We start from the raw sequence: 20,488 nt of genomic DNA, 5'->3' as shown, positions 1-20,488 counted from the left end.
CCACCGCCACAGCTGCGTTTCGGGGAGGTTCGGATAATCGCTGGGCCGGCGAACTCTCCGGTGCTACGGTGGCGTCCGTGGGCACTCTGAATCACTAGATCGGGACGTCGCGTCGAGCCTGCTCCGCGGCGGGTCCTGAGCGCGCAAACACGTGCCGTCGGTTCGGCCGATCGGATTGCGCGAGGGAACCTTTCCCCGATCTCCCCGGACCTCCGGGGCACAGGAGCACGCCCATGCATCCATCACAGTTCTCCCTGCACTCGGCGTCGAAGCGCTTCGCCGACCGTGTCGTTCTCGACGCCGTGGACCTGACCGTCGCGCCCGGCTCGAAGGTCGGCGTCGTCGGCGACAACGGCTCCGGCAAGTCGACGCTGCTCGCCCTGCTCGCGGGCCGCATCCACCCGGACAACGGCGAGATCCGAGTCGTCGCGCCGGGCGGAATTGCCTACGCCGCACAGTCTCTGGACCTTCCCGGCGACGCCACGGTGGCGACCGCGATCGACCACGTCCTCCGCGACGTCCGCGCGCTCGAGTCCCGAATCCGCCATCTGGAGCGGTGTCTGTCCGGTTCCTCCGCCGACGACCTCGAGGGTCTGCTGTCGGAGTACACGGACGCCACGGCACTGTTCGAGAGCCTGGACGGCTACACGGTCGACGAGCGGGTCACCGTCGCCCTGCACGCTCTCGGACTGCCGAGCCTCGACCGCGCGCGACGGATCGGCACGCTGTCAGGTGGGCAGCGGGCCAGGCTCGCGCTCGCCGCCGCGCTGGCGTCGAACGCCGAACTACTGCTGCTGGACGAGCCGACGAACGATCTCGACGACGACGCCATCGCCTGGCTCGAAGACCGCCTGATCGGCCATCGCGGCACGGTGGTCGTGGTGACCCACGATCGAGTGTTCCTCGACCGATTGACGCCGGTGATCCTCGAGGTCGACGAACATCGGGTGCGCCGCTACGGCGACGGCTACGACGGATATCTCGCAGCGAAGGACGCCGAGCGCCTGGGCCGTCTTCGCGAGTACGAGGAGTGGAAGCTCGAACTCGACCGCAGCACTCACCTCGTCGAGGTCAATGCCTTCCGACTCGCGGCGATCCCCCGGAAGCAGGACAAGGCCGGGTTCGGCCACGGCGCGTTCCGGGCCCGCGGCCGCGACCACGGTGCGAGGGGCCGCATCCGCAACGCGAAGGAGAGGGTCGACAGGCTGACGACGAATGCCGTTGCGCCTCCGCCGGAACCACTGCGGTTCACGCCGGCTCTCGACGCACGGGCGACGCCACAGGGCGGAGCGTCGGTCCGTCTGGACGACGTTCGGGTCGACACCCGTCTGACGATCCCTCGGCTGGAGATGCAGTCCGGGGACCGGATGCTGGTGACCGGACCGAACGGTTCCGGGAAGACGACCCTGCTGAATGTGATTGCGGGCGTGATCATTCCCGACAGCGGTGCCGTACAGGCGCCCGACCGCATCGGATACCTCACGCAGACGCCGCTCCGACGGGCGCCGGAGACGACGCTGCGGCAGGCGTACGCGACCGAGAGCCGCACCGATCAGGACTCCGCGGAGGCCGCGCTGCTCGCACTGGGACTGTTCCGCCCCGGCGACCTGGACCGCCCGATCGGAGACCTGTCCTTCGGACAGCGCAGACGCCTCGACGTGGCGCTGCTGGCCACGTCGGGCGCGGATCTGTTGCTGTTGGACGAACCCACCAACCATCTGGCGCCGGCGCTGGTCGAGGAGCTCGAGGAAGCGCTGGACTCCTTCACCGGCGCCGTCGTCCTGGTGACCCACGACCGGCGGCTGAGAAGCCGGTTCCGCGGTGATCTGCTGACCCTGGGCGCGTCCGTGCCCCGCGAGCAGTAGGCGCCCCGGCCTGTGCGCGCTTGTGGTAGTTCCCACTACCACAAGCGCGCACAGGGCCGTCAGGCCATCTTCGACACCACCGACAGCGGCAGCACCTTCATCGCGAGGGCGACGGGGGTCCACGGCCAGGTCGGGACGTACGCCTTCGCCGGTTCCTTCTCGATCGACTTCACCAGTGCGCGGCACCCGGTTTCGGTGTCGACGATGAACGGCACGTTCTTCACCTTCTCGTTGATCTCGGAGCGGATGAAGCCGGGCAGGATGGTGCTGACCTCGATCCCGGTCTTCGCGAGGTCGGCGCGCACACCCTCACCCAGCGCCGCGACCGCTGCCTTCGATGCCGCGTAGGTCGTCAGGTTCCGCGGCATGCCGCGCACCGCACTCACCGACGAGATCAGCACGAGGTGCCCGGCGTCCCGGGGTCGGAACAGTTCCAGCGCCGCCTCGCTCTGCGCCAGCGCCCCGAGGAAGTTCGTGTTCGCGCTCTGCGCGTTGGCGTGGAAGTAGCCGGTGCCCAGGGGTTGTCCCTTGCCGAGGCCGGCGTTGACGATCACCCGGTCGAGGCCGCCGAGTTCCTCGTCGAACTCGCGGAACACCCGGAACACGGCGTCGTGATCGTTGACGTCGAGCTCGCGGATCGTCACGGTGATGCCCGGGTGCGCGGCGAGCAGTTCGTCCCGCAACTCCTCGAGGCGATCGGTCCGGCGCGCCGCGAGTGCGAGATTGCGCCCGCGGGCGGCGAATTCGCGGGCCATGCCGCGGCCGAGGCCCGAGCTGGCGCCGGTGACGAGGATGTTCTTCCGGGTGGTGGTGCTCACAGGTGTCCCTCCGTGGTGTCGATCAGCTCGGTGCAGCGGGTGTCGAGGTAGGCGACGGCCATCCAGAAGTGCTCGAACGCCGGGTTCGTGGTCTGGCCGTGGTGGAAGCGGTAGTAGATCTGCTGCGCGATCACCGCGAGCCGGAACAGTCCGAACACCTCGTAGAAGCGCCAGTTGTCGACCGGCAGACCCGTTCGCTCACCGTAGTACTCGACGATCTCCCGGCGAGTCAGCATGCCCGGCAGATCCGACGGTTGCCGCTTGGTGGCCTGCATCATGGGATGGTCGTCGGCCTGCACCCAGTAGGCGAGGCTCGATCCGAGGTCCATCAGCGGGTCACCGATCGTCGCGAGTTCCCAGTCGAGAACCGCCCGGGGCCTCAGGCCGTCGCCGAGAACGACGTTGTCGAGCCGGAAGTCACCGTGAATCACCTTGGAGGCGACGTCGGCGGGCTGATTGTCGTTCAGCCACTGCGTCACCCGCGCGAAGTCGGGCACGTTGTCGGTACGGGCCGCCGCGTAGCGCTTCGTCCATCCCGCAACCTGCCGTGCGACGTAGCCTGCGCCGCGACCGAATTCGTCGAGTCCCGAGGCCTGCGGGTCGACACCGTGCAGTTCGATCAGCAGGTCGACAACCCGCAGGCACAACTCCCGCGTGTTCTCCGTTGTGAGACCGAGTTCGGCCGGGGAAGCGGACCGGAGGATGGTGCCCTCGACCCTTTCCATCACGTAGAAGTCGCTGCCGAGCACCGCCGGATCGGTGCAGAGGCCGACCATCGCCGGGACGTGCGGATAGACCGGCGCGAGCAGCGACTGGATGCGGTACTCGCGGGCCATGTCGTGGCCCGAGGCCGGTTTGGCGCCTGCCGGGGGCCGTCGGAGCACCAGGTCCCGGTCGGGGTAGCGCAGGAGATAGGTCAGATTCGATGCGCCGCCGGAGAACTGACGGACCTCGGGGACGCCGGTCCGGGACGCGGTGTCCCGCAACCATGCTGCGACCGCGTCGACGTCGAAGGCGTCCTCGTCGCGAACCGTCCTGGCGTTGTCGGGCAGATCCGAGCTCACTGGTACCTGCCCAGCTCGAAGCGGGCGACCAGACCCTGGTGCACCTCGTCCGGCCCGTCGGCCAGCCGCAGCGCCCGCGCCGCGGTCCAGGCCCCGGCGAGCGGGAAGTCGTTGGACAGGCCACCGCCGCCGTGGATCTGGATGGCGAAGTCGATCACCTGCTGCGCCACCCGGGGCGCAGCGACCTTGATCTCGGAGACCGCGGACCGGGCACCGGCGATGCCCTGGGTGTCGAGCAGCCACGCGGTGTGCAGGACCAGCAGTCGCAGTTGGTTGATCGCGATCCGGGCATCCGCGACCCGTTCCCGGTTTCCGCCCAGGTTGATCAGGGGTTTCCCGAACGCGACGCGCTCCCGGCCGCGCCGGATCGCCAGCTCCAGCGCGGCCTCGGCGAGCCCGACGAGCCGCATGCAGTGGTGCACGCGCCCCGGACCGAGCCGGCCCTGCGCGATCTCGAAACCACGGCCCGGCCCGGCGATGATCGAGTCCAGGGGCAGCCGGACGTTCGTGAAGGACACCTCGCCGTGGCCGCCTGGCTCGTCGTAGAAGCCCATCGCCGACAGCATCCGCTCGACCTTGACGCCGGGGGCGTCGATCGGGACGAGGACCATCGAATGTCGTTGGTAACGATGTGCTTCCGGATCGGTGAGGCCCATGAAGATCAGCAGCGTGCAGTCCGGGCTGCCGATGCCGGTGCTCCACCACTTGCGACCGTTGAGCACCACCTCGTCACCCTCGACGACGGCGGTCGCTGCCATGTTGGTGGCATCCGAGGACGCGACGTCGGGTTCGGTCATGCAGAATGCGGAGCGAATCTCGCCCTCCAGCAACGGCTTCAGCCACCGTTCCTTCTGCTCGGGGCTGCCGTACTGGTGGAGCACCTCCATGTTGCCGGTGTCGGGGGCATCGCAGTTGAAGACCGCGGCGGAGAACGGGTTGCGGCCCATCTCCTCGGCGAGCGGCGCGTAGTCGACGTTGCTCAACCCGGCCCCGAGCACGGGATCGGGGAGGAAGAGGTTCCACAGGCCGTGGTCGCGCGCCTTCTCCTGCAGGGCCCGGAAGTCGTCGGACACACGCCACAGCTCGGCGCCGGAGACGTCGGCGCGCTGCGCGAACGGCGCCACGCGCTCGGCGTGCAGTCGGGCCGTGACGGGCGCGACCTCGGTCGCGATGAAGTCGCGCAGCCGGTCGAGGAGTTCCCTCGACCGCGCGCTCTGGGTGAAGTCCATGCATCCTCCGTGAGCCGGGCACTAACTGAGCATTGCTCAGTTAACCTAGACGTAGACTTGCCGCGCAATCAAGAACCTGGATGGTGCACACCGTGTCCGCTCGACCCGACACCCCGCCGCGACGACGACTGCCTCCCGAGGAGCGCAAGCGTCAGCTCGTCGCGATCGGCCTGCAGGAACTGGCGACCCGCCCCATCCACGCACTGTCCATCGACCACGTGGCCGAGAAGGCCGGCATCTCCCGCGGCCTGCTGTTCCGCTACTTCCCGACGAAGCACGACTACTACGTCGCCGTCATCGGCGCGGCCGCCCGCCGACTGCTGCGTGCCGCCGTCCCGGACGTCGACGACCCCACCGACGACCAGCTCCGGGCAATCGTGCGCGCGTTCGTCTCCTTCATCGATCGGCACGGCGACAACTACCAGTCGTTCTTCCAGGGCGGCTTCGGAGCCGACTCACAGATCCGCGAGATCCGCGAGACCGTGAAGAACACGATGGTGGAGCGCGCCATGAACGCCACGGGGACCACCCCGACGCCGGCGGCACGGCTGCTGTTGCGCGGTTGGTGGTCGATGGTCGAGAGCCTGGCGGTCGACCGCACCGACGATCCCGCCTTCACCGTCGACGACGTCGTCGACCACGCACTCGAGGCTCTCCCGCTGCCCCGGACCTGAACCCGATCCGGCGACACGGCGGGCAGGAACCGGACACCCGGCACAACGCCCACCACAATGAGGCAACGGCAACACACCGGTCACCAACTGTGGAGGAGCGCGGTAAATGGCTGTCCATGTCAACGTCGACAACTTCGTTCGGGCCGAAACGGACCGTATGTTCACGGACCTGCAACGCGACGCCGGTGGGGTGAACACCTTCTCGCACAATCGCGAACCCGCGTCGATCGACCACCAGACGGTGATCCGGCTCAACCGCGACACCCTGTACAGCTTCGCCGTCGTGGATCTCGCCGGGGGCGCGACGCTGACCATCCCGGAGCACGGCGACCGCTACCTGTCGGCAATGGTGGTCAGTCAGGACCATTACGTCGGCACGATCCTGCACGACCCGGGCCGGCACGAACTGCGTGCCGCCGACTTCGGAACGCGGTACGTCGTGGTCGCGGTGCGTACCCTCGTCGACCCGGCCCGCGACGGCGACCTGGACGCCGTCACGGCCATTCAGAACGGACTCGCCATCGAGGCGGATTCCGCGGAGCCGTTCGCCTCACCCGAGTACGACGCCGCGAGCCTGGACTCCACCCGGGACGCGCTGTTGACTCTGGCAGCAGGGCTGACCGGCTTCGACCAGACGTTCGGCCGACCCGACCAGGTGGACCCGGTCCGGCACCTGATCGGCACCGCCGCCGGCTGGGGTGGTCTACCCAGCGACGAGGCCGCGTACATCGGCGTCGTACCCGAGACATCGAAGGGGAACCAGGAGATCACCCTGCGGGACGTCCCGGTCGACGGGTTCTGGTCCATCTCGGTGTACAACAAGGAGGGCTACTTCGAGGAGAACGCCCAGGGTGCGTACAGCGTCAACAACATCACCGGCGCGCCGAACGCCGACGGCTCGGTGACCGTGCGCTTCGGCGACTTCCCCGACGGGACACCGAACGCGATCCCCACGACCGACGGCTGGAACTTCCTGGTGCGCCTCTACCGCCCGCGCACGGCGGTCCGCAACGGCAGCTGGTCCCTGCCCGCCCTCGAGCCGGCGTCCGCCTGACCCCCTGACGTCGCGCCCCGCTCCGACCGCACACACCCTTTCCGCGCATGAACGGTTCCGTTCAGTCGATCTGATCGAGTGAACGGAGCCGTTCATGCCCTCGGGCGGGGTGGGTGGGTGGAAAGGGTCAGCCGGGGAGGGGGATGACGAGGCCGGGCAGGATCTCGACCTGACGCGGCGGGGAGGCAGGTTCCGGGACCACGACGGGAACCGGGGCACCGGCCTGCGGGGCGACGGGGTCGACGACCGGGGCGGGCGCAGGCGATTCCGGGGCGCGCGCGGTACCCGTCGAGGTACCACCGCTCACCCCCGAGTACGCGGGCACACCGGCCTGGCCGCCGATCGGTTTCGGCCAGGGGAACGACTCCCAGTCGGTGTCCGCCAGCGCACCGTCCATGGTGTCCTTCCAGATGTCGGCGGGCAGTCCCGAACCGTAGACCGATCCACCCCACTGGGTCCGGATCGCCTGCGCCTGTTCGGTTCCCACCCACACCGCCGTGGACAGCGACGGCGTGTAGCCGACCATCCACGCGTCCTTGTTCAGGCCGGTGTCGCCGAGCTGCGCCGTCCCGGTCTTCGATGCCGACGGGCGTCCACCGGCGAGCGCGTGCCCGTTGGAGTACGACGCGATCGGCAGCATCGCCTGGGTGAGGTTGTCCGCGACGGGTGCGGCGATCCGCTGCTCGCCCGGATCCACGGGACGATCGAGCAGCACCCGACCGTCCGCGGTGACGACCCGCTGCACGAAGTACGGGGCCCGGTAGACACCCGACGCGGCCATCGTCGCGTACGCCGAGGCCATGTCGATGACGCGGGTCTGATACTGCCCCAGCACGATTCCGTTCTCCGGCGGTTCACCGTCCTGGCTGAGCGTCGGGCCGACGCCGGGGATCTCGCGGGGAATGCCCGCGGCGTGCGCGATGTCCGCGATCGACTGCGGACCGTCCGGCAGCGTCAGCGTCATTCGGTAGAAGCTCGTGTTGAGGGACCGCTTGAGGGCTTCGGCGATCGTGCAGGTGCCGCACGACTCCCCGCTGACGTTGGTGATCGTGACGCTCCCGACCGTCAGCGGCGCCGAGTTGAACGGCGTCTGCAGGCCCTTGCCGGAGTCGAGGAGCGCGGCGAGGCCGAACACCTTGAACGCCGACCCGGTCTGCAGCGGTGCCTGCGCGAAGTCGAATCCGGCGCCGTCCATGCCGCCGTAGTAGGCGCGGACCGCACCGGTGCGGGGGTCCACGGACACCACCGCGGTCCGCAGCTCCGCCGGCTCGTCCTCCAGGTTCTCCAGTGCCGCCTCCACCGCGGCCGCCTGCGCGACCGGGTCGATGGTGGTGGTGATGGTCAGGCCCTCGGTGTTCAGTTCCCGCTCGCTGATTCCCGACGCCGACAGCTCGGCGAGCACCCGGGCCCGGATCAGGCCCTCCGGTCCGCGCGCCGCGCCGATGTCGTCGAGTGTCGCGAGGGGCCGGGCAGGCGGAAAGATCTGGGCCGCACGCTCGTCGGCGGTCAGCGCACCCATCGTGACCATGCCGTCGAGGACGTAGTTCCAACGGGCCTGTGCCGCTTCCGGATTCGTCTCGGGATCGAGAGTCGACGGGCGCTGGATCACCGCGGCGAGCACGGCGCCCTCGGCGACCGTCAGCTCCGCGAGGGGTTTGCCGAAGAAGGCGGACGACGCGGCGGCGATACCGTAGGCGCCGCGACCGAAGTAGATGGTGTTGAGGTAGGCGGCGAGGATGTCGTCCTTCGACCACTGGCGGGCCATCTTCGACGAGATGACCAGCTCACGCATCTTGCGGGAGATGTTGCGTTCGGATCCGACGAGGGTGTTCTTCACGTACTGCTGGGTGATGGTCGATCCACCACCGGCACTGTCACGGCCGAGGACGTTGTCGCGGGCGGCGCGGGCGAAGCCGCTGACGGAGAAGCCGGGATTGGCGTAGAAGTCACGGTCCTCGGCGGAGAGCACGGCCACCCGCACGTGCTCGGGGATCTCGTCCAGCGCGACGTCGGTGCGGTTGCCTTCGGGCGGGACGATCTTCGTGATGGGGGAGCCGTCGGCGGCGACGATGGTCGCCACCTGGTTGGTGCGCATGTCGGACGGTCTGGGGACGATCGCGCGCTGGTACGCGACGGCGAACGTGACGAGCGGGACGAGGGCCAACACGAGAACCACCGCCACCGCCGACCACACGAGCCGCCTGCGTCTTCGGCGCGGCGGGCGTCCGGGGGGCCCACCGTCCGCCGGGTCCGCGCCGTCGGGCGGCGGCTCCGGCGGTTCGGACGCGGCAGCGGTCTCGGCGCGCGGCTCCGGCGGTTCGGACTCCGGGGGTACCGGCTCCGGCGACGACGGCTCGCGGGTCGGGTCCTGACTCACATGCACTCTCCTGAGGCGTCAGAAGAACGTGACAAGTTCCGGGCAAAGACGTACGGGGCGGGTCCGGGACCCGTCCCGTCGCATCCTGACACCACCCGGTACCGGTATCCACCACCCGCAGTACAGGACGCGTGTTGCCGCCGGTTCGCCGGAGCGCGGAATCCGTCAGCGCCGCCAGGCGCGGACCGTCACACCGAGGGCGACCACCAGCACGAGCAGCACCAGCGACGGCGTCACCCCCGGGTTGCCGCCGACGATGCCGACGACCGCCGCGATCAGCGCCATCAGCGTGAAGAAGCCGAGGATCCCGATCAGGATCTCCAGCTGTTGACGCCTGCGCGCCCGCCGCCTGCCCTCGTTCACGCGGGCACGCCGCTCACGACTTGACGCCGCCGGCGGTCAGTCCGGACACGATCCGGCGCTGGAAGATCAGCACCATGATGACCAGCGGAACGGTGACGAGAGTGCCCGCCGCCATGATCGCCGCATAGGGCTGGGTGAACGCGTTCGGACCCTCGAACAGTGCGATCGCGACGGTCACCGGTTCCGTGCGGTCGGTCGAGAGCAGGCTCGCGAGCAGGTACTCGTTCCAGGACGCGATGAACGCCAGGATCGCCGTGGTGAACAGTGCGGGCGCCGCCAGCGGCAGCAGCACCATCCGGAACGCCTGCCCCTTCGACGCGCCGTCGATGCGGGCCGCCTCCTCCAGCTCCCACGGCAGGTCCGTCAGGAACGAGGTGAGCGTGTACACCGTCAGCGGCAGGACGAACGAGATGTTCGGGATGATCAACGCCTGGTACTGACCGATCCAGCCGAGATCACTGAACAGCTGGAACAGCGGCGTCACCAGCGCGACGGTCGGGAACATCGACGCACCCAGGATGACGCCGACGACGATGAACTTGCCCCGGAAGTCGATGCGCGCCAGGGCGTACGCGGTGAAGATTCCGAGCAGCAGCGCGACCGCGGTGGTGGCGGCGCCGATGATCATGCTGTTGCGGATCGCGGCGAGGAAGTTGTTGCCGGTGTCCGTGGACAGCGCGTCGCGGAAGTTGTCCAGCGTCACGTGCGTCGGCCACGGCGTCGTGTCGAAGGTGTAGGCGCTGTCCCGGAAGGCGGTGATCACCATCCAGTAGAACGGGGCCAGTCCCCAGATCAGGATCGCGATCACACCGACGTAGTTGCGGATCGCCGGTCCGACCGGCTGCCTGCGACGCGGCAGCGGCGCGGGCTCCTCCGCGGGCAGTTCGGGTTCCTCGAACGTCGTGACCGCCGGGATGATCATCGTCTCGATCGAGTCGTTCGGCGTCTCACCGGTGAACCGCTCGTACGGCGCGGAAGCACCCTGCCCGGGTGTGGGGCTGCCGTCGGGCACGCTGTGCCGTCCCATCACCGATCACCACCCTTGCGCTGCTCGTCCTGCGTGCGTACGGCGTTCGCGCCGAGGAACTTCACCATCACGAAGGCGACCGCGAAGATCCCCAGGAAGATCAGCGTCGACAACGCGGACGCGCTCTGCAGGTGTCCCTGCCGGATGTCCGCGACCGTCAGGATGGCGACCGTCGAGATCGGAGTGGACCCCGAGGTGCCGCCGAGGATCGCGGGGAGGTCGTAGATCCGGAGCACGTCGAGGGTCCGGAACAGGACCGCCACCATCAGCGCCGGCTTGACCAGCGGCAGCGTGATGGACTTGAACCGCTGCCACGCGGACGCGCCGTCCACGCGGGCGGCCTCGTACACGTCCTGCGGGATCATCTGCAGGCCGGCGAGGATGAGCAGCGCCATGAACGGCGTCGTCTTCCACACGTCCGCGATGATGACCGCCAGTCGCGACGCCCACGGGTCCGTCATCCAGGCGATGTCGGTGCCGAGCAGGCTGTTCGCGATGCCGTTCTCGGCGAAGATGAAGTACCAGAGTTTCGCGGTGACCGCGGTCGGGATGGCCCACGGGATCAGGACGCTGGCCCGCAGGAACGACCGTCCCACGAAGCTGCGACCCATGATCGTCGCCATCCACAGGCCGAGCAGGGTGGAGAACCCGACGATCGCGACGGTGAACAGCAGCGTGACGCCGACGGCGGGCCAGAAGTCGGCGCCGAGGGTGCCGGGCGGGCAGGTGCCGCGACCGTCACCACAGTTCCCGGTCAGCCAGAGCAGGTAGTTGTCGAAACCGGCGAACCCGCCCGTCACGAACCGGCCGGTGTCCTCGTTGAAACCGGGATTGCGCTGGAACGACATCATCACGGCCTTGACGACCGGATACACGATGATGACCGCGAGGACCAGGATGGTCGGCGCGATCAGGTACACGGGACGCCAGTCGAAGCGACGCCGCGGTGGCGGCGGGGGGGCGTCGGGGGCGTCCGGCGCGACGACGCCGCGACCGAGGTGGATCACCTCGGTCACGGCGTCGTTGTCGTACCCGCCCGGCTCGGCAGAGTCGGTCATCTCGAACTACCTGATTTCCTCTTCACGATCGACCTGCCGGGCCGAACGTTCCTACTTGGCTGCGTTGGTGATGGCGGCCGACATGTCCTCGGCTGCCTGGTCGACCGTCACCGAGCCGTTCAGCGCGGCGGTCGCGTTGTCCTGGATCGCCTTGGAGATCGCGCTGTAGTACGGGGTCACCGGGCGCGGGACCGCGTTCTCGAGCGCCGCCTTCAGAGCGGGCAGGTACGGGTACTTCGCGACCAGCGCGGCGTCGTCGTAGACCGAGGCCAGAACCGGCGGGAACGAGGCGTCCGCGAACGCCATCTGGTTCTCCTCGTTCTGGATGAACTCGACGAAGTCACGGGCCGTGGCCTTGCTCTTCGAGAAGACGTTCACGCCGTTGTTGTAGCCACCCAGGGTGGACGCACCGGCACCGGCCGGGCCGACGATCGGGGCGACCGCGACCTTGCCCTTGACGGCGGAGCCGTCCTCCTCGGCGTTGGTGTACATGTACGGCCAGTTGTAGGCGTACGCGGACTCACCGCCGACGAACGCGAGGTTGGTCTCCTCCTCGGTGAACGAGGTGGAGCGCTTGGCGATGGTGCCGCCGTTGTACGCGTCGACCAGAGCCTGCAGGCCGGCGACGGACTGCGGCGAGGTCACCTCGGGGGTCTTGCCGTCCTCGCCGACGACCGCGCCGCCCCACGAGTTGATGAACTGCGTGGTGTTGACGGTCAGGCCCTCGTACTGCTTGAGCTGGGTGACGAGGCAGTCGGTGGTCTTCGCGACGGCCGCGGCACAGCTGTCGGTCAGCGCCTTCCAGTCCGCGGGAGCCGCGGGAACCAGGTCGGTGCGGTAGTACAGGAGCTGCGCGTTCGTGTTCTGCGGAGCCGCGTACAGGGTGCCGCGGTAGGTGGCGCTGTCCACCGTCGCGGGCAGCAGGTTGGCGGTGTCGATGGCGAGGGCGCCGTCGAGGGGCTGCAGCCAGCCGTTCGCCGCGAACTCCGCGGTCCACGTGACGTCGAGGGCCATCACGTCGTAATCGGCGTTGCCCGCCTGCAGCGACTGCACCAGCTGGGTGCGCTGGTCGTCGGCCTCACCGGGCAGTTCCTTGAGGGAGACCTGCTCGTCGGGGTGCGAGGCGTTCCACGACTCGATCACCGGCTGGAGCTTGTCGACGTCGTTCTTGCCCATCGCGAACGTGATCGCGCCGCGGCCGTCGAGGTTCTGGCCGACGGCCTCGTCGACACTGCCACCGCCGCTGCTGTCGTCACTGGAACACCCGGCGAGCGCGAGCAGCACCGCGGCGGATGCCGCGACGGCGATCCGCGAGCGCGTGTTGAAAGAACGCATGGTCCACCTTTCGAAGGTCGAATCTTCCGGCCGCGGACACGGACTCCCCGGGCCGAGGCATTTGTCGTCGCCTACTGTGGCACGCCGACCGAGTGATTTCCGCCATTACCCCCGCACTGGATCGGTCAGGCGCCGCAGACCCTCAGCCCAGCCGTCGGCCGGTCGACGCGGAGAACAGGTGCACTTCCTTCGGGTCGACGTGCAACCGGACGCGGTCGCCCTTGCGCGGGGGACGACGCCAGTCGGCGCGGGCGACGATCGACTGCGGCCGGTCCGCGACCAGCGCGTGACCGTAGATGTAGGCGTCGGAGCCGAGTTCCTCGACGACGTCCACCTCCATGTCGACTCCGTCGCCGGCCGCGTTCGGCGCCGCCAGCTCCAGGTGTTCGGGCCGGACACCGACGACGACCTGCGAGTCGTGGACCATGCCCAGGGTGCTGCGGGGGACCGGGACGACCGCTGTGCCGAACCGCACGCCGCCGTCCACGACGGGGAGCGTGAACAGGTTCATCGACGGCGAGCCCATGAAACCGGCCACGAAGACGTTCGCCGGCCGGTTGTACAGCTCCCGCGGGGACGCGCACTGCTGCAGCACGCCGTCCTTGAGAACCGCCACTCGGTCACCCATCGTCATCGCCTCCACCTGGTCGTGCGTGACGTAGACGGTGGTGGTGCCGAGCCGGCGCTGCAGCTGCGCGATCTGGGTGCGGGTCTGCACGCGGAGCTTCGCGTCGAGGTTCGACAGCGGCTCGTCCATCAGGAACACCTGCGGCTGCCGGACGATGGCCCGCCCCATCGCGACGCGCTGCCGCTGACCACCCGACAGCGCCTTCGGCTTGCGGTCCAGGTACTGCGTGAGGTCCAGCATCGCCGCCGCCTCCTCGACGCGGCGCCGGATCTCGTCCTTCGGCGTCTTCGCCAGCTTGAGTGCGAAGCCCATGTTCTCGGCGACGGACATGTGCGGGTACAGGGCGTAGTTCTGGAACACCATCGCGATGTCGCGGTCCTTCGGCTCCGCCGAGGTGACGTCGCGGTCGCCGATCAGGACCCGACCCGAGTGCACGTCCTCGAGACCGGCAAGCATGCGCAGTGACGTGGACTTTCCGCATCCCGACGGGCCGACCAGCACGAGGAACTCGCCGTCGGCGATGTCGAGCTGCAGGCGGTCGACGGCCGGTGTGTCCGAGCCCGGGAACAGGCAGGTGGTCGAGTCGTAGGTGACTGTCGCCATGGGTGTTCGTCGATCCCTTCACCGGCTGCGCCGGACGCTCCGGTCACTCCGCAGGCTCCGCTCCTGCGCGCGATGTGTCCGCGCGACAGTATTGCAGGCCCGGCCGCCGGGGTACGGGCGTCTGCACGCCGGGCTTCTGTTCGCGGCGGCGGCGGCAGAGAATGGATGTGGCCCGATCGGACCGTGACAGCCCAGCCGACGAACTGGAGGCACAGTCATGAAACCCGACGACGACAACCCCGCCGACACGCGCGTGATGGGCATCATCCATTCCGCACTCCGGCGCGACCTGCTGCGGCTCCACGTCGTTCTCGCGGCGGGGCCGGTACCGGACGACCACCGCGTCGAACTCGCCGACCACGTGCTCTGGCTGATGGAGCTCCTGCACCACCACCACGAGTCGGAGGACTCCGCGCTGTACCCGCAGGTGGTGGACCACAACCCCGACTCCGCGCCGATGGTCGCGCGGATGAACGAGGACCACCACCGCATCGAACCCGCCATCACCGCCTTCCAGGACGCCGCCCACGCCTTCCGCGAGGGGACGCCCGACTCCCAGGAGCAGCTGGTCTCGGCGCTGGACGGCATCTCGGAGGTGCTGCTGCCCCACTTGGAGCGGGAGGAACGCGAGATGATGCCGCTCGTCTCCGCGAGCATCACCGAAGCCGAATGGACCGCGTGGGACGAGAATTACAACATCAAGCCGCTGTCGCTGCCCGAACTGGCCAGGGAAGGCGTCTGGATGCTCGACGGCCTCGACGAGGAGTCGTCCGACTACGTCGTCCACCTGGTGCCCGCCGTTCCCCGCTTCGTCATCCTGCACGTGCTCGGCCCGCACAACCGCCATCACTTCGCCGATCTGTGGAAGGGGACCGACGCGGAACACATTCCTTCCCAGCAGCTTTCGACCGGCGTCTGATCAGCGGAGGTCGAATCCCCGGTTCCGCAGTGCCTCGCCGATACGGTCGCGACCGTTCAGTCCGGCGACCGTCCCGAAGCGGGCGAGCACGCGTTCGATCCAACTGTGCGCGAGCCCTTCTCCCTCGTAGAACGCCCCGATCGTCCGCTCGTACTCGTCCACCGCGGGCAGCTGCGTGTGCTCCTGGTAGCGGTCGTGGTGGACGACCGCCACCTGCGGCAGTCGCGGCTTGACACGCGAGGTGTCCGATTCGGCCGGATACCCGACGGCCAGTCCGAAGGCCGCGACCACCCGACCGGGCAACCGGAGCTCGGCGGCGAGCTCTTCGGGGTTGTTGCGGGCCGCTCCGACGAACACCGTTCCCAGCCCGAGTGATTCGGCGGCCAGCGACGCGTTCTGCGCGGCCAGGGACACGTCGACGAACCCGACGAGCGCCGACTCCACGTAGTCGGCGCCCTCGAGTCCGTGACCGCGGCGGTCCGCAAGCTGTGCGATGCGGGCGAAGTCCACCAGCCACACCAGGAACACCGGCGCCTGCCGGATGAACTCCTGGTCACCGGACAGTGCGGCGAGACGGTCCTTGAGGTCGGGGTCGCGGACCACGACGACGCTCCACGTCTGCAGGTTCGACGACGTCGGGGCCGACTGGGCAGCGGCGACCACGGCCTCGACCGCCGCGTCGGACACCGGGTCGGTGCGGAACGAACGCACCGACCGGTGCGCGAGTTGCTGCCGGATCACGTCGGTGACCTCGGGTGTCGTACCCGGTACCGAGCCGTACCGGCCCGCCAGCAGGGCCGCATCGGTGTCGCGTGCGGCGGTCGGGTCGTGGACGGCGGTCATCGCGGCTCCTCGGGGTTCGGTGTCGGCAGGCCCGGCAACTGTCCCGCGAGCGGTGAACCGCCGTCGACGGTTGCGATCGCCGCGACGCAAACCCGGGGATCGCTGTACTCGACCGACACGACTCACCCGGTCACGAGTGCGCGCAACTCCTCGCCGAGCTCGGGGGTGGCGGCGACGATGCCGCTCCAGCGTCGGGTGAGGTCTGTGTCGAACTCGATCGGACGGCCGTAGGCATCGAGGACGACGCCGCCGGACGCCGTCACCTGGACGACGGCGGCGGCGATGTCCATGAGCCGGTGGGTGTCGCTCCCGGCGTCGAGGAAGGCGTCCACCGACCCATCGGCGACGAACGCCGCGTCGAGGGTGCTGCAGCTGAGGATGCGGACCCGGGTGGCCTTCCGCGCGACGCGCTCCCAGGCATCCCAGTTGCGGGTGTGCGGGCGCAGGATCGACACGGCGGCGTCGCCGACCCGGCGGCACCCGCTGGTGCGGTACGGAGAATGGTCGCGGGATGCCCACCACCGCTGGTCGGTGTGCAGCCAGCAGGTGAGCGCCTCGGTGAACTCGCCGTCCACGACGACGGCGGCGCTGAAGCAGGACAGCGGGACACCCGCCGCAGCGTTCGCAGACCCGTCCACCGGATCGACCACGAGGGTCACCGACGACCCGACGTCGATCCAGCCACGCTCCTCGGACAGGACGTTGACGCCGGCCGCGGTGGCCGCTGTGATGATGGCGTCCTCGACGACGACGTCGACGAACATGGTGGGGGTGCCGTCCGCGCCGTCCATCTCGATGGCGCGAAGCTGGTCACGCGAGTACGTGGCGACAGCGTTGCGGTAGGCGGCGATCGCGGCGTCCGCGGCGGCTGTCAGTGCCGGATGCGCCTGCGTCGTTGTGGTTTCGGACAGGGTCACGGTGATGTTCACTCTCGATTGGGGGGTGGGTCAGGACATCGCGCGGCGCATCCACATGGCGACGCCTTCGACCGCCATGACGACGACGAACACCATGAGCACGATCGTGGTGACGACGTCGAACTGCATGACGCGCGCCGCGTTCATCAGGTAGAAGCCGATACCGCCCGCACCGACGACACCGAGAAGTGTTGCGGCGCGGATGTTGACGTCCAGTTGGTAGAAGAGGTGCGCGACGAGCGCGGGGGCCGACTGCCGCAGTGTCGAGGCGACGAACGTCTGGCCGCGCGTCGCACCGCTCGCCGTGACGGCCTGCTGCACCCGGATGTCGGTCTCCTCGAGGGAGTCGGCGATGAGCTTGCTGAGCAGTCCGACCGCTCCGAGGGACAACGCGAGCGCACCGGCGGTCGCGCCGAGCCCGGTGATGACGATGAAGACGATCGCGATGATGAGGTCAGGGATGCCACGGATCACGACGATGGTGATCCGGAAGAAGCGCGCGACACCGGGATTGGGTGCGACGTTACGCGCGGCGAGGATGCCGACGGGGACCGCGATCAGCAGGCCGATGAACGTTGCCGCCAACGCGATCTGCACGGTCACCACGAGTTCTTTCACGAGCTCGTCCCAGATGCCGCCGGTGCCGGGCGGGAAGAACAGCGCGAGGGTGGTGCCGGTGGTGCCGAGGCCGTCGGTCATCCGGGAGAAGTCGATCCCGGATGCGAGCACCGACACGCACAGCGCGACCACGGCGAGCGTGGTGTAGACGGTGGTGCGGATCCGCTTCGGCGTCCACGGCGGGGAGATACGGTACGACCCGTCGGGCCTGCGGACGTCGGGGGCGGGCAGGGCAGGGCCGTCGGTCACCCAGGTGGAGCGGCCGATGCGGCGCCACCACGGCTTGCGGTCGGAGCCCCGCCCGAGGAGCGCGGAACGCAGTGCGCCGGAGAGCAGTTCGACCGCGATGCACAGCACCACCACGAACAGCGCGAGCGCCATGCCCCGCTGGTAGTCGAGGGTGCGCATCGCCAACGACAGCTCCATGCCGATGCCGGCGACACCGACGTAGCCGAGGATCACCGAGGCGCGGAGGTTGATGTCGAACCGGTGCAACGCGGTCGCGACGAACGCGGGCATCGCCTGCGGGACGACGGCGCCGCTGATCTGCTGCCACCAGGTGGCGCCCGCGGACCGCAACGCGTCCCGGGGGCCGCCGTCGGTGTCCTCGATCGCGTCGGCGTACATCTTGCCGACCATGCCGATCGAGTGGATTCCCATCGCGAGAATGCCTGCGAGACCGCCCAGCCCGAACATCCGTAGGAACAGGATCGCGAGCACCAGCTCGGGAATCGCCCGGGTGACGACGATGACGGCGCGCGCCCACCAGCGCAGCGGGGTCCCCGGGGTGGTGTTGCGGGCGGCGAGCAATGCGACCCCGAAGCTGAGCACCACGGACAGCACCGTCGCGCACGTCACGATCGCGAGGGTCTGGCCGGTCATCTCGAGGATCTCGCCGAGCGGCGGGAAGTCGAGGGGGAAGATGCGGGCCAGGAAGTCGGTCGCGTTGCCGATGCTGTCCGCGAAGGTCGCGAGGTTGATCTTCAGCGCGGCAACGGACCAGATCGACAGCACCAGCCACCCGAGGAGGACGACGGCGACCGCGATGCCGGACGGCGACGGTCGCTGCAGTGTCCGCTGCGGCGCGCCGGTCGGTCGGGGAGTGGTCAGAACGGACACCGGCTCACACCAACTGCGGTGCGGGTGCGGCCGCGACGGAGCTGTAGATCGACATGGTCTGGCTCCGGTCGATAGCGGAAACGGCTTTGTCGAGAACGACCTTGCCGCCGCGCAGACCCACGAGCCGGTGACCCCAGGTGAGCGCGAGCTCCACCTGGTGCAGGCTGCACAGCACCGTGAGACTGTCCTCTGCGGCGACCCGGGAGATCAGTTCCATGACCTGCGCCGACGATTCCGGGTCGAGGGACGCCACCGGCTCGTCGGCAAGCAGGATCCGCGGCTTCTGGACGAGTGCACGTGCCACCGCGACGCGCTGTTGCTGCCCACCGGACAGCGTGTCGGCACGCTGGAAGGCTTTGTCCGCCAACCCGACCCGGTCGAGTTGCTCCATCGCGGCCAGCCTGACCGTGCGGGGATAGGTGGGCAGACCGAACCGGGGCCCTCGGAGAGATCCGAGGGCCCCGGTGCAGACGTTCTCCAGCGCGGACATGGAACCGACGAGATGGAACTGCTGGAACACGAAACCCACCTGCCGACGCAGGGCACGCAGTTCGCGTCCACGCGCCGCGCCCACGTCGGTGCCCAGGACCGACACCGACCCGCTGCTGGGGAGGTGCAGGCCGTCGAGCAGGCGCAGGAGGGTGGACTTGCCGCTGCCCGACAATCCGAGCAGCGTCACCACCTCACTCGGGTACACCGACAGCGAGACACCGTCGAGCGCGCGAACCTGCGGACCGAAGTCCTTCACCACCTCGGTGAGTCGAATGGACGGGGTGACGATGCGGTCGATCGAATGGGCGAGCGACCCGTTGTCGGTGTCGGTCATGACTGTCTCCCTGAGAGGTGGTGTGGCCGGACTAGGACTTGCAGGCCTCGGCCTGCGTGATCTCGCAGACCTTCCGCACACCGTCGAAGCTGGCGTCGTCGACGGCGACGTAGCCGAAGTCGGTGTTCTCGGGCAGCTTGCAGGACGCCTCGTCCGTGCAGTAGCCCTTCTCGACGAGGGCGGGTCGGTTCAGGATCGTCTGGAAGATCGAGGTGATCTGCTCCCGCAGCTCGGGCGACAGCGAGTCGCTGATCGCAACCGGCGAACCGGCGATCGTCTCCGACTTCCACAGCACGTCGAGGTCGCCGGGCTTGATCTGGCCCTTCGAGACCATCGTCTGGTCGACCATGGAGTCGTACGCGAAGCCGGCGTCGCACTGGCCGCTCATCACCGCGAGGACCGACGCGTCGTGGCCGCCGGCGAACACCGGGGTGACGTCGGTGGCGGGATCGATACCCGCCTCTTCGAGGCCGGCGCTCGGGTAGAGGTACCCGGAGGTGGAGCCGGGGTCGACGAAGCAGATCGTCTTGCCGCGGTAGTCGGCGAGCGAGCGGATCGGCGATCCGGACTTGACGATGGCGTAGGACTGGTAGCCCGGCGTCTCGTCGGGCGCGTCGACCAGGGACGCGATGGGGGTGGTCTCCACGCCGGTGTCCTTCGCGGTGACATACGAGAACGGGCCGTAGGCCGCGATCTGGACCTTGCCCGCGCGCTGCGCCTCGATGACGGCGGCGTAGTCGGTGGCGTTCTGGAACTCGACCTTGTTGCCGGTCTCCTTCTCGATCACCTCGGCGATGAGCTGGTACTCCTGCTGGAGGCTCTGCGACTCCTCGGACGGAATCGAGGCGAACACCAGGGTCTGGGTATCACCGGAACCCGAGTCCGCGGTCGCGGTGTCCTCGGCTGCACTCGAACCGCACGCGGCGAGAACCAGGGTGGTCGCGGCGAGCGCGGCCACTCCGAACGAGCGCTGGATCGTGAATCCCATGTCTGTTGTCTCCTTGGTTGTGTCCGCGAACGCGCCCGGGACGGGTCGATCGGTTCGCGGGAAGTCGCTGTGGTCCGCGAGACGGCGGTGTTCGCGCGACCGGAAACAGGGTTGCCGCCCCCGGCGAATGGGACGGCAACCCCGAATGAACCGCGGCAAAACG

At 69.0% G+C, this 20,488-nt stretch carries 18 protein-coding genes; 4 read left to right on the top strand and 14 right to left on the bottom strand.

Annotation, left to right across the window (positions count from 1 at the left end; all coding sequences use genetic code 11):
* The first annotated feature begins 233 nt into the window (after positions 1 to 233).
* Positions 234 to 1,865, top strand: coding sequence for a ribosomal protection-like ABC-F family protein (gene abc-f / locus ACFSJG_RS09560; protein WP_378484961.1), 1,632 nt, complete (start codon positions 234 to 236; stop codon positions 1,863 to 1,865).
* Between the two features lie 59 nt (positions 1,866 to 1,924).
* Here the strand turns inward: abc-f and ACFSJG_RS09555 are convergent, their stop codons facing one another.
* From ACFSJG_RS09555 to ACFSJG_RS09545, 3 genes are read right to left on the bottom strand one after another with little or no spacing between them, the layout of a single operon-like run.
* Positions 1,925 to 2,683, bottom strand: a complete 759-nt coding sequence (locus ACFSJG_RS09555; protein ID WP_378484960.1) for an SDR family oxidoreductase — start codon at positions 2,681 to 2,683, stop codon at positions 1,925 to 1,927.
* Positions 2,680 to 3,747 carry a phosphotransferase family protein gene (locus ACFSJG_RS09550; protein ID WP_378484959.1) on the bottom strand — a complete coding sequence of 356 codons (1,068 nt, stop codon included), beginning with the start codon at positions 3,745 to 3,747 and terminating at the stop codon, positions 2,680 to 2,682. The genes ACFSJG_RS09555 and ACFSJG_RS09550 overlap by 4 nt, the downstream gene beginning before the upstream one ends.
* Positions 3,744 to 4,976 (bottom strand): acyl-CoA dehydrogenase family protein, encoded by a 1,233-nt coding sequence (locus ACFSJG_RS09545; RefSeq protein ID WP_378484958.1) that lies wholly within the window; start codon positions 4,974 to 4,976, stop codon positions 3,744 to 3,746. Before ACFSJG_RS09545 ends, ACFSJG_RS09550 begins: the two co-directional genes overlap by 4 nt.
* Positions 4,977 to 5,068: 92 nt before the next feature.
* Here ACFSJG_RS09545 and ACFSJG_RS09540 point away from each other — a divergent pair, with 92 nt between their 5' ends.
* The gene (locus tag ACFSJG_RS09540) at positions 5,069 to 5,650 is read left to right on the top strand and encodes a TetR/AcrR family transcriptional regulator (RefSeq protein WP_378484957.1); all 582 of its coding nucleotides are present in this window, start codon (positions 5,069 to 5,071) and stop codon (positions 5,648 to 5,650) included.
* Positions 5,651 to 5,756: 106 nt separating this feature from the next.
* On the top strand, positions 5,757 to 6,704 hold the full coding sequence (locus ACFSJG_RS09535) for a DUF1254 domain-containing protein (protein WP_378484956.1): 948 nt from the start codon (positions 5,757 to 5,759) through the stop codon (positions 6,702 to 6,704).
* 127 nt (positions 6,705 to 6,831) lie between these two features.
* On the opposite strand, the gene ACFSJG_RS09530 is transcribed toward ACFSJG_RS09535, so the two are convergent.
* From ACFSJG_RS09530 to ACFSJG_RS09505, 6 genes are all read right to left on the bottom strand, one after another.
* Positions 6,832 to 9,081, bottom strand: a complete 2,250-nt coding sequence (locus ACFSJG_RS09530; RefSeq protein ID WP_378484955.1) for a transglycosylase domain-containing protein — start codon at positions 9,079 to 9,081, stop codon at positions 6,832 to 6,834.
* A 165-nt stretch (positions 9,082 to 9,246) separates the two neighbouring features.
* Positions 9,247 to 9,444 (bottom strand): hypothetical protein, encoded by a 198-nt coding sequence (locus ACFSJG_RS09525; protein WP_378484954.1) that lies wholly within the window; start codon positions 9,442 to 9,444, stop codon positions 9,247 to 9,249.
* A gap of 13 nt (positions 9,445 to 9,457) precedes the next feature.
* On the bottom strand, positions 9,458 to 10,366 hold the full coding sequence (locus ACFSJG_RS09520; protein WP_378485267.1) for a carbohydrate ABC transporter permease: 909 nt from the start codon (positions 10,364 to 10,366) through the stop codon (positions 9,458 to 9,460).
* A gap of 104 nt (positions 10,367 to 10,470) precedes the next feature.
* Positions 10,471 to 11,529, bottom strand: a complete 1,059-nt coding sequence (locus ACFSJG_RS09515; RefSeq protein ID WP_378484953.1) for a carbohydrate ABC transporter permease — start codon at positions 11,527 to 11,529, stop codon at positions 10,471 to 10,473.
* 51 nt (positions 11,530 to 11,580) lie between these two features.
* Positions 11,581 to 12,864, bottom strand: coding sequence for an ABC transporter substrate-binding protein (locus ACFSJG_RS09510; protein ID WP_378484952.1), 1,284 nt, complete (start codon positions 12,862 to 12,864; stop codon positions 11,581 to 11,583).
* 142 nt (positions 12,865 to 13,006) lie between these two features.
* Positions 13,007 to 14,095 (bottom strand): ABC transporter ATP-binding protein, encoded by a 1,089-nt coding sequence (locus tag ACFSJG_RS09505; protein WP_378484951.1) that lies wholly within the window; start codon positions 14,093 to 14,095, stop codon positions 13,007 to 13,009.
* A gap of 217 nt (positions 14,096 to 14,312) precedes the next feature.
* Here ACFSJG_RS09505 and ACFSJG_RS09500 point away from each other — a divergent pair, with 217 nt between their 5' ends.
* Entirely contained in the window at positions 14,313 to 15,014 is a 702-nt protein-coding gene (locus ACFSJG_RS09500; protein ID WP_378484950.1) for a hemerythrin domain-containing protein, read from the top strand.
* Here ACFSJG_RS09500 and ACFSJG_RS09495 read toward each other — a convergent pair whose 3' ends face one another.
* From ACFSJG_RS09495 to ACFSJG_RS09475, 5 genes are all read right to left on the bottom strand, one after another.
* Positions 15,015 to 15,857 (bottom strand): NADPH-dependent oxidoreductase, encoded by an 843-nt coding sequence (locus ACFSJG_RS09495; protein ID WP_378484949.1) that lies wholly within the window; start codon positions 15,855 to 15,857, stop codon positions 15,015 to 15,017. It lies immediately after the preceding gene.
* A 122-nt stretch (positions 15,858 to 15,979) separates the two neighbouring features.
* Complete coding sequence (locus tag ACFSJG_RS09490; RefSeq protein ID WP_378484948.1) at positions 15,980 to 16,774, bottom strand: inositol monophosphatase family protein; 795 nt, start codon at positions 16,772 to 16,774, stop codon at positions 15,980 to 15,982.
* Positions 16,775 to 16,804: 30 nt separating this feature from the next.
* Complete coding sequence (gene phnE, locus ACFSJG_RS09485) at positions 16,805 to 18,502, bottom strand: phosphonate ABC transporter, permease protein PhnE (RefSeq protein WP_378485266.1); 1,698 nt, start codon at positions 18,500 to 18,502, stop codon at positions 16,805 to 16,807.
* A 13-nt stretch (positions 18,503 to 18,515) separates the two neighbouring features.
* A complete protein-coding gene (gene phnC / locus ACFSJG_RS09480; RefSeq protein WP_378484947.1) occupies positions 18,516 to 19,337 on the bottom strand; it encodes a phosphonate ABC transporter ATP-binding protein in 822 nt (273 codons plus the stop codon).
* Positions 19,338 to 19,368: 31 nt separating this feature from the next.
* The gene (locus ACFSJG_RS09475) at positions 19,369 to 20,325 is read right to left on the bottom strand and encodes a phosphate/phosphite/phosphonate ABC transporter substrate-binding protein (RefSeq protein ID WP_378484946.1); all 957 of its coding nucleotides are present in this window, start codon (positions 20,323 to 20,325) and stop codon (positions 19,369 to 19,371) included.
* Between the last annotated feature and the right edge of the window lie 163 nt (positions 20,326 to 20,488).

It is taken from the genome of Rhodococcus gannanensis, assembly GCF_042681175.1.
Lineage (GTDB): Bacteria > Actinomycetota > Actinomycetes > Mycobacteriales > Mycobacteriaceae > Rhodococcus_G > Rhodococcus_G gannanensis.
Note: the sequence above shows the minus strand (reverse complement) of the source record. Positions and strands in the feature narration are given on the sequence as shown.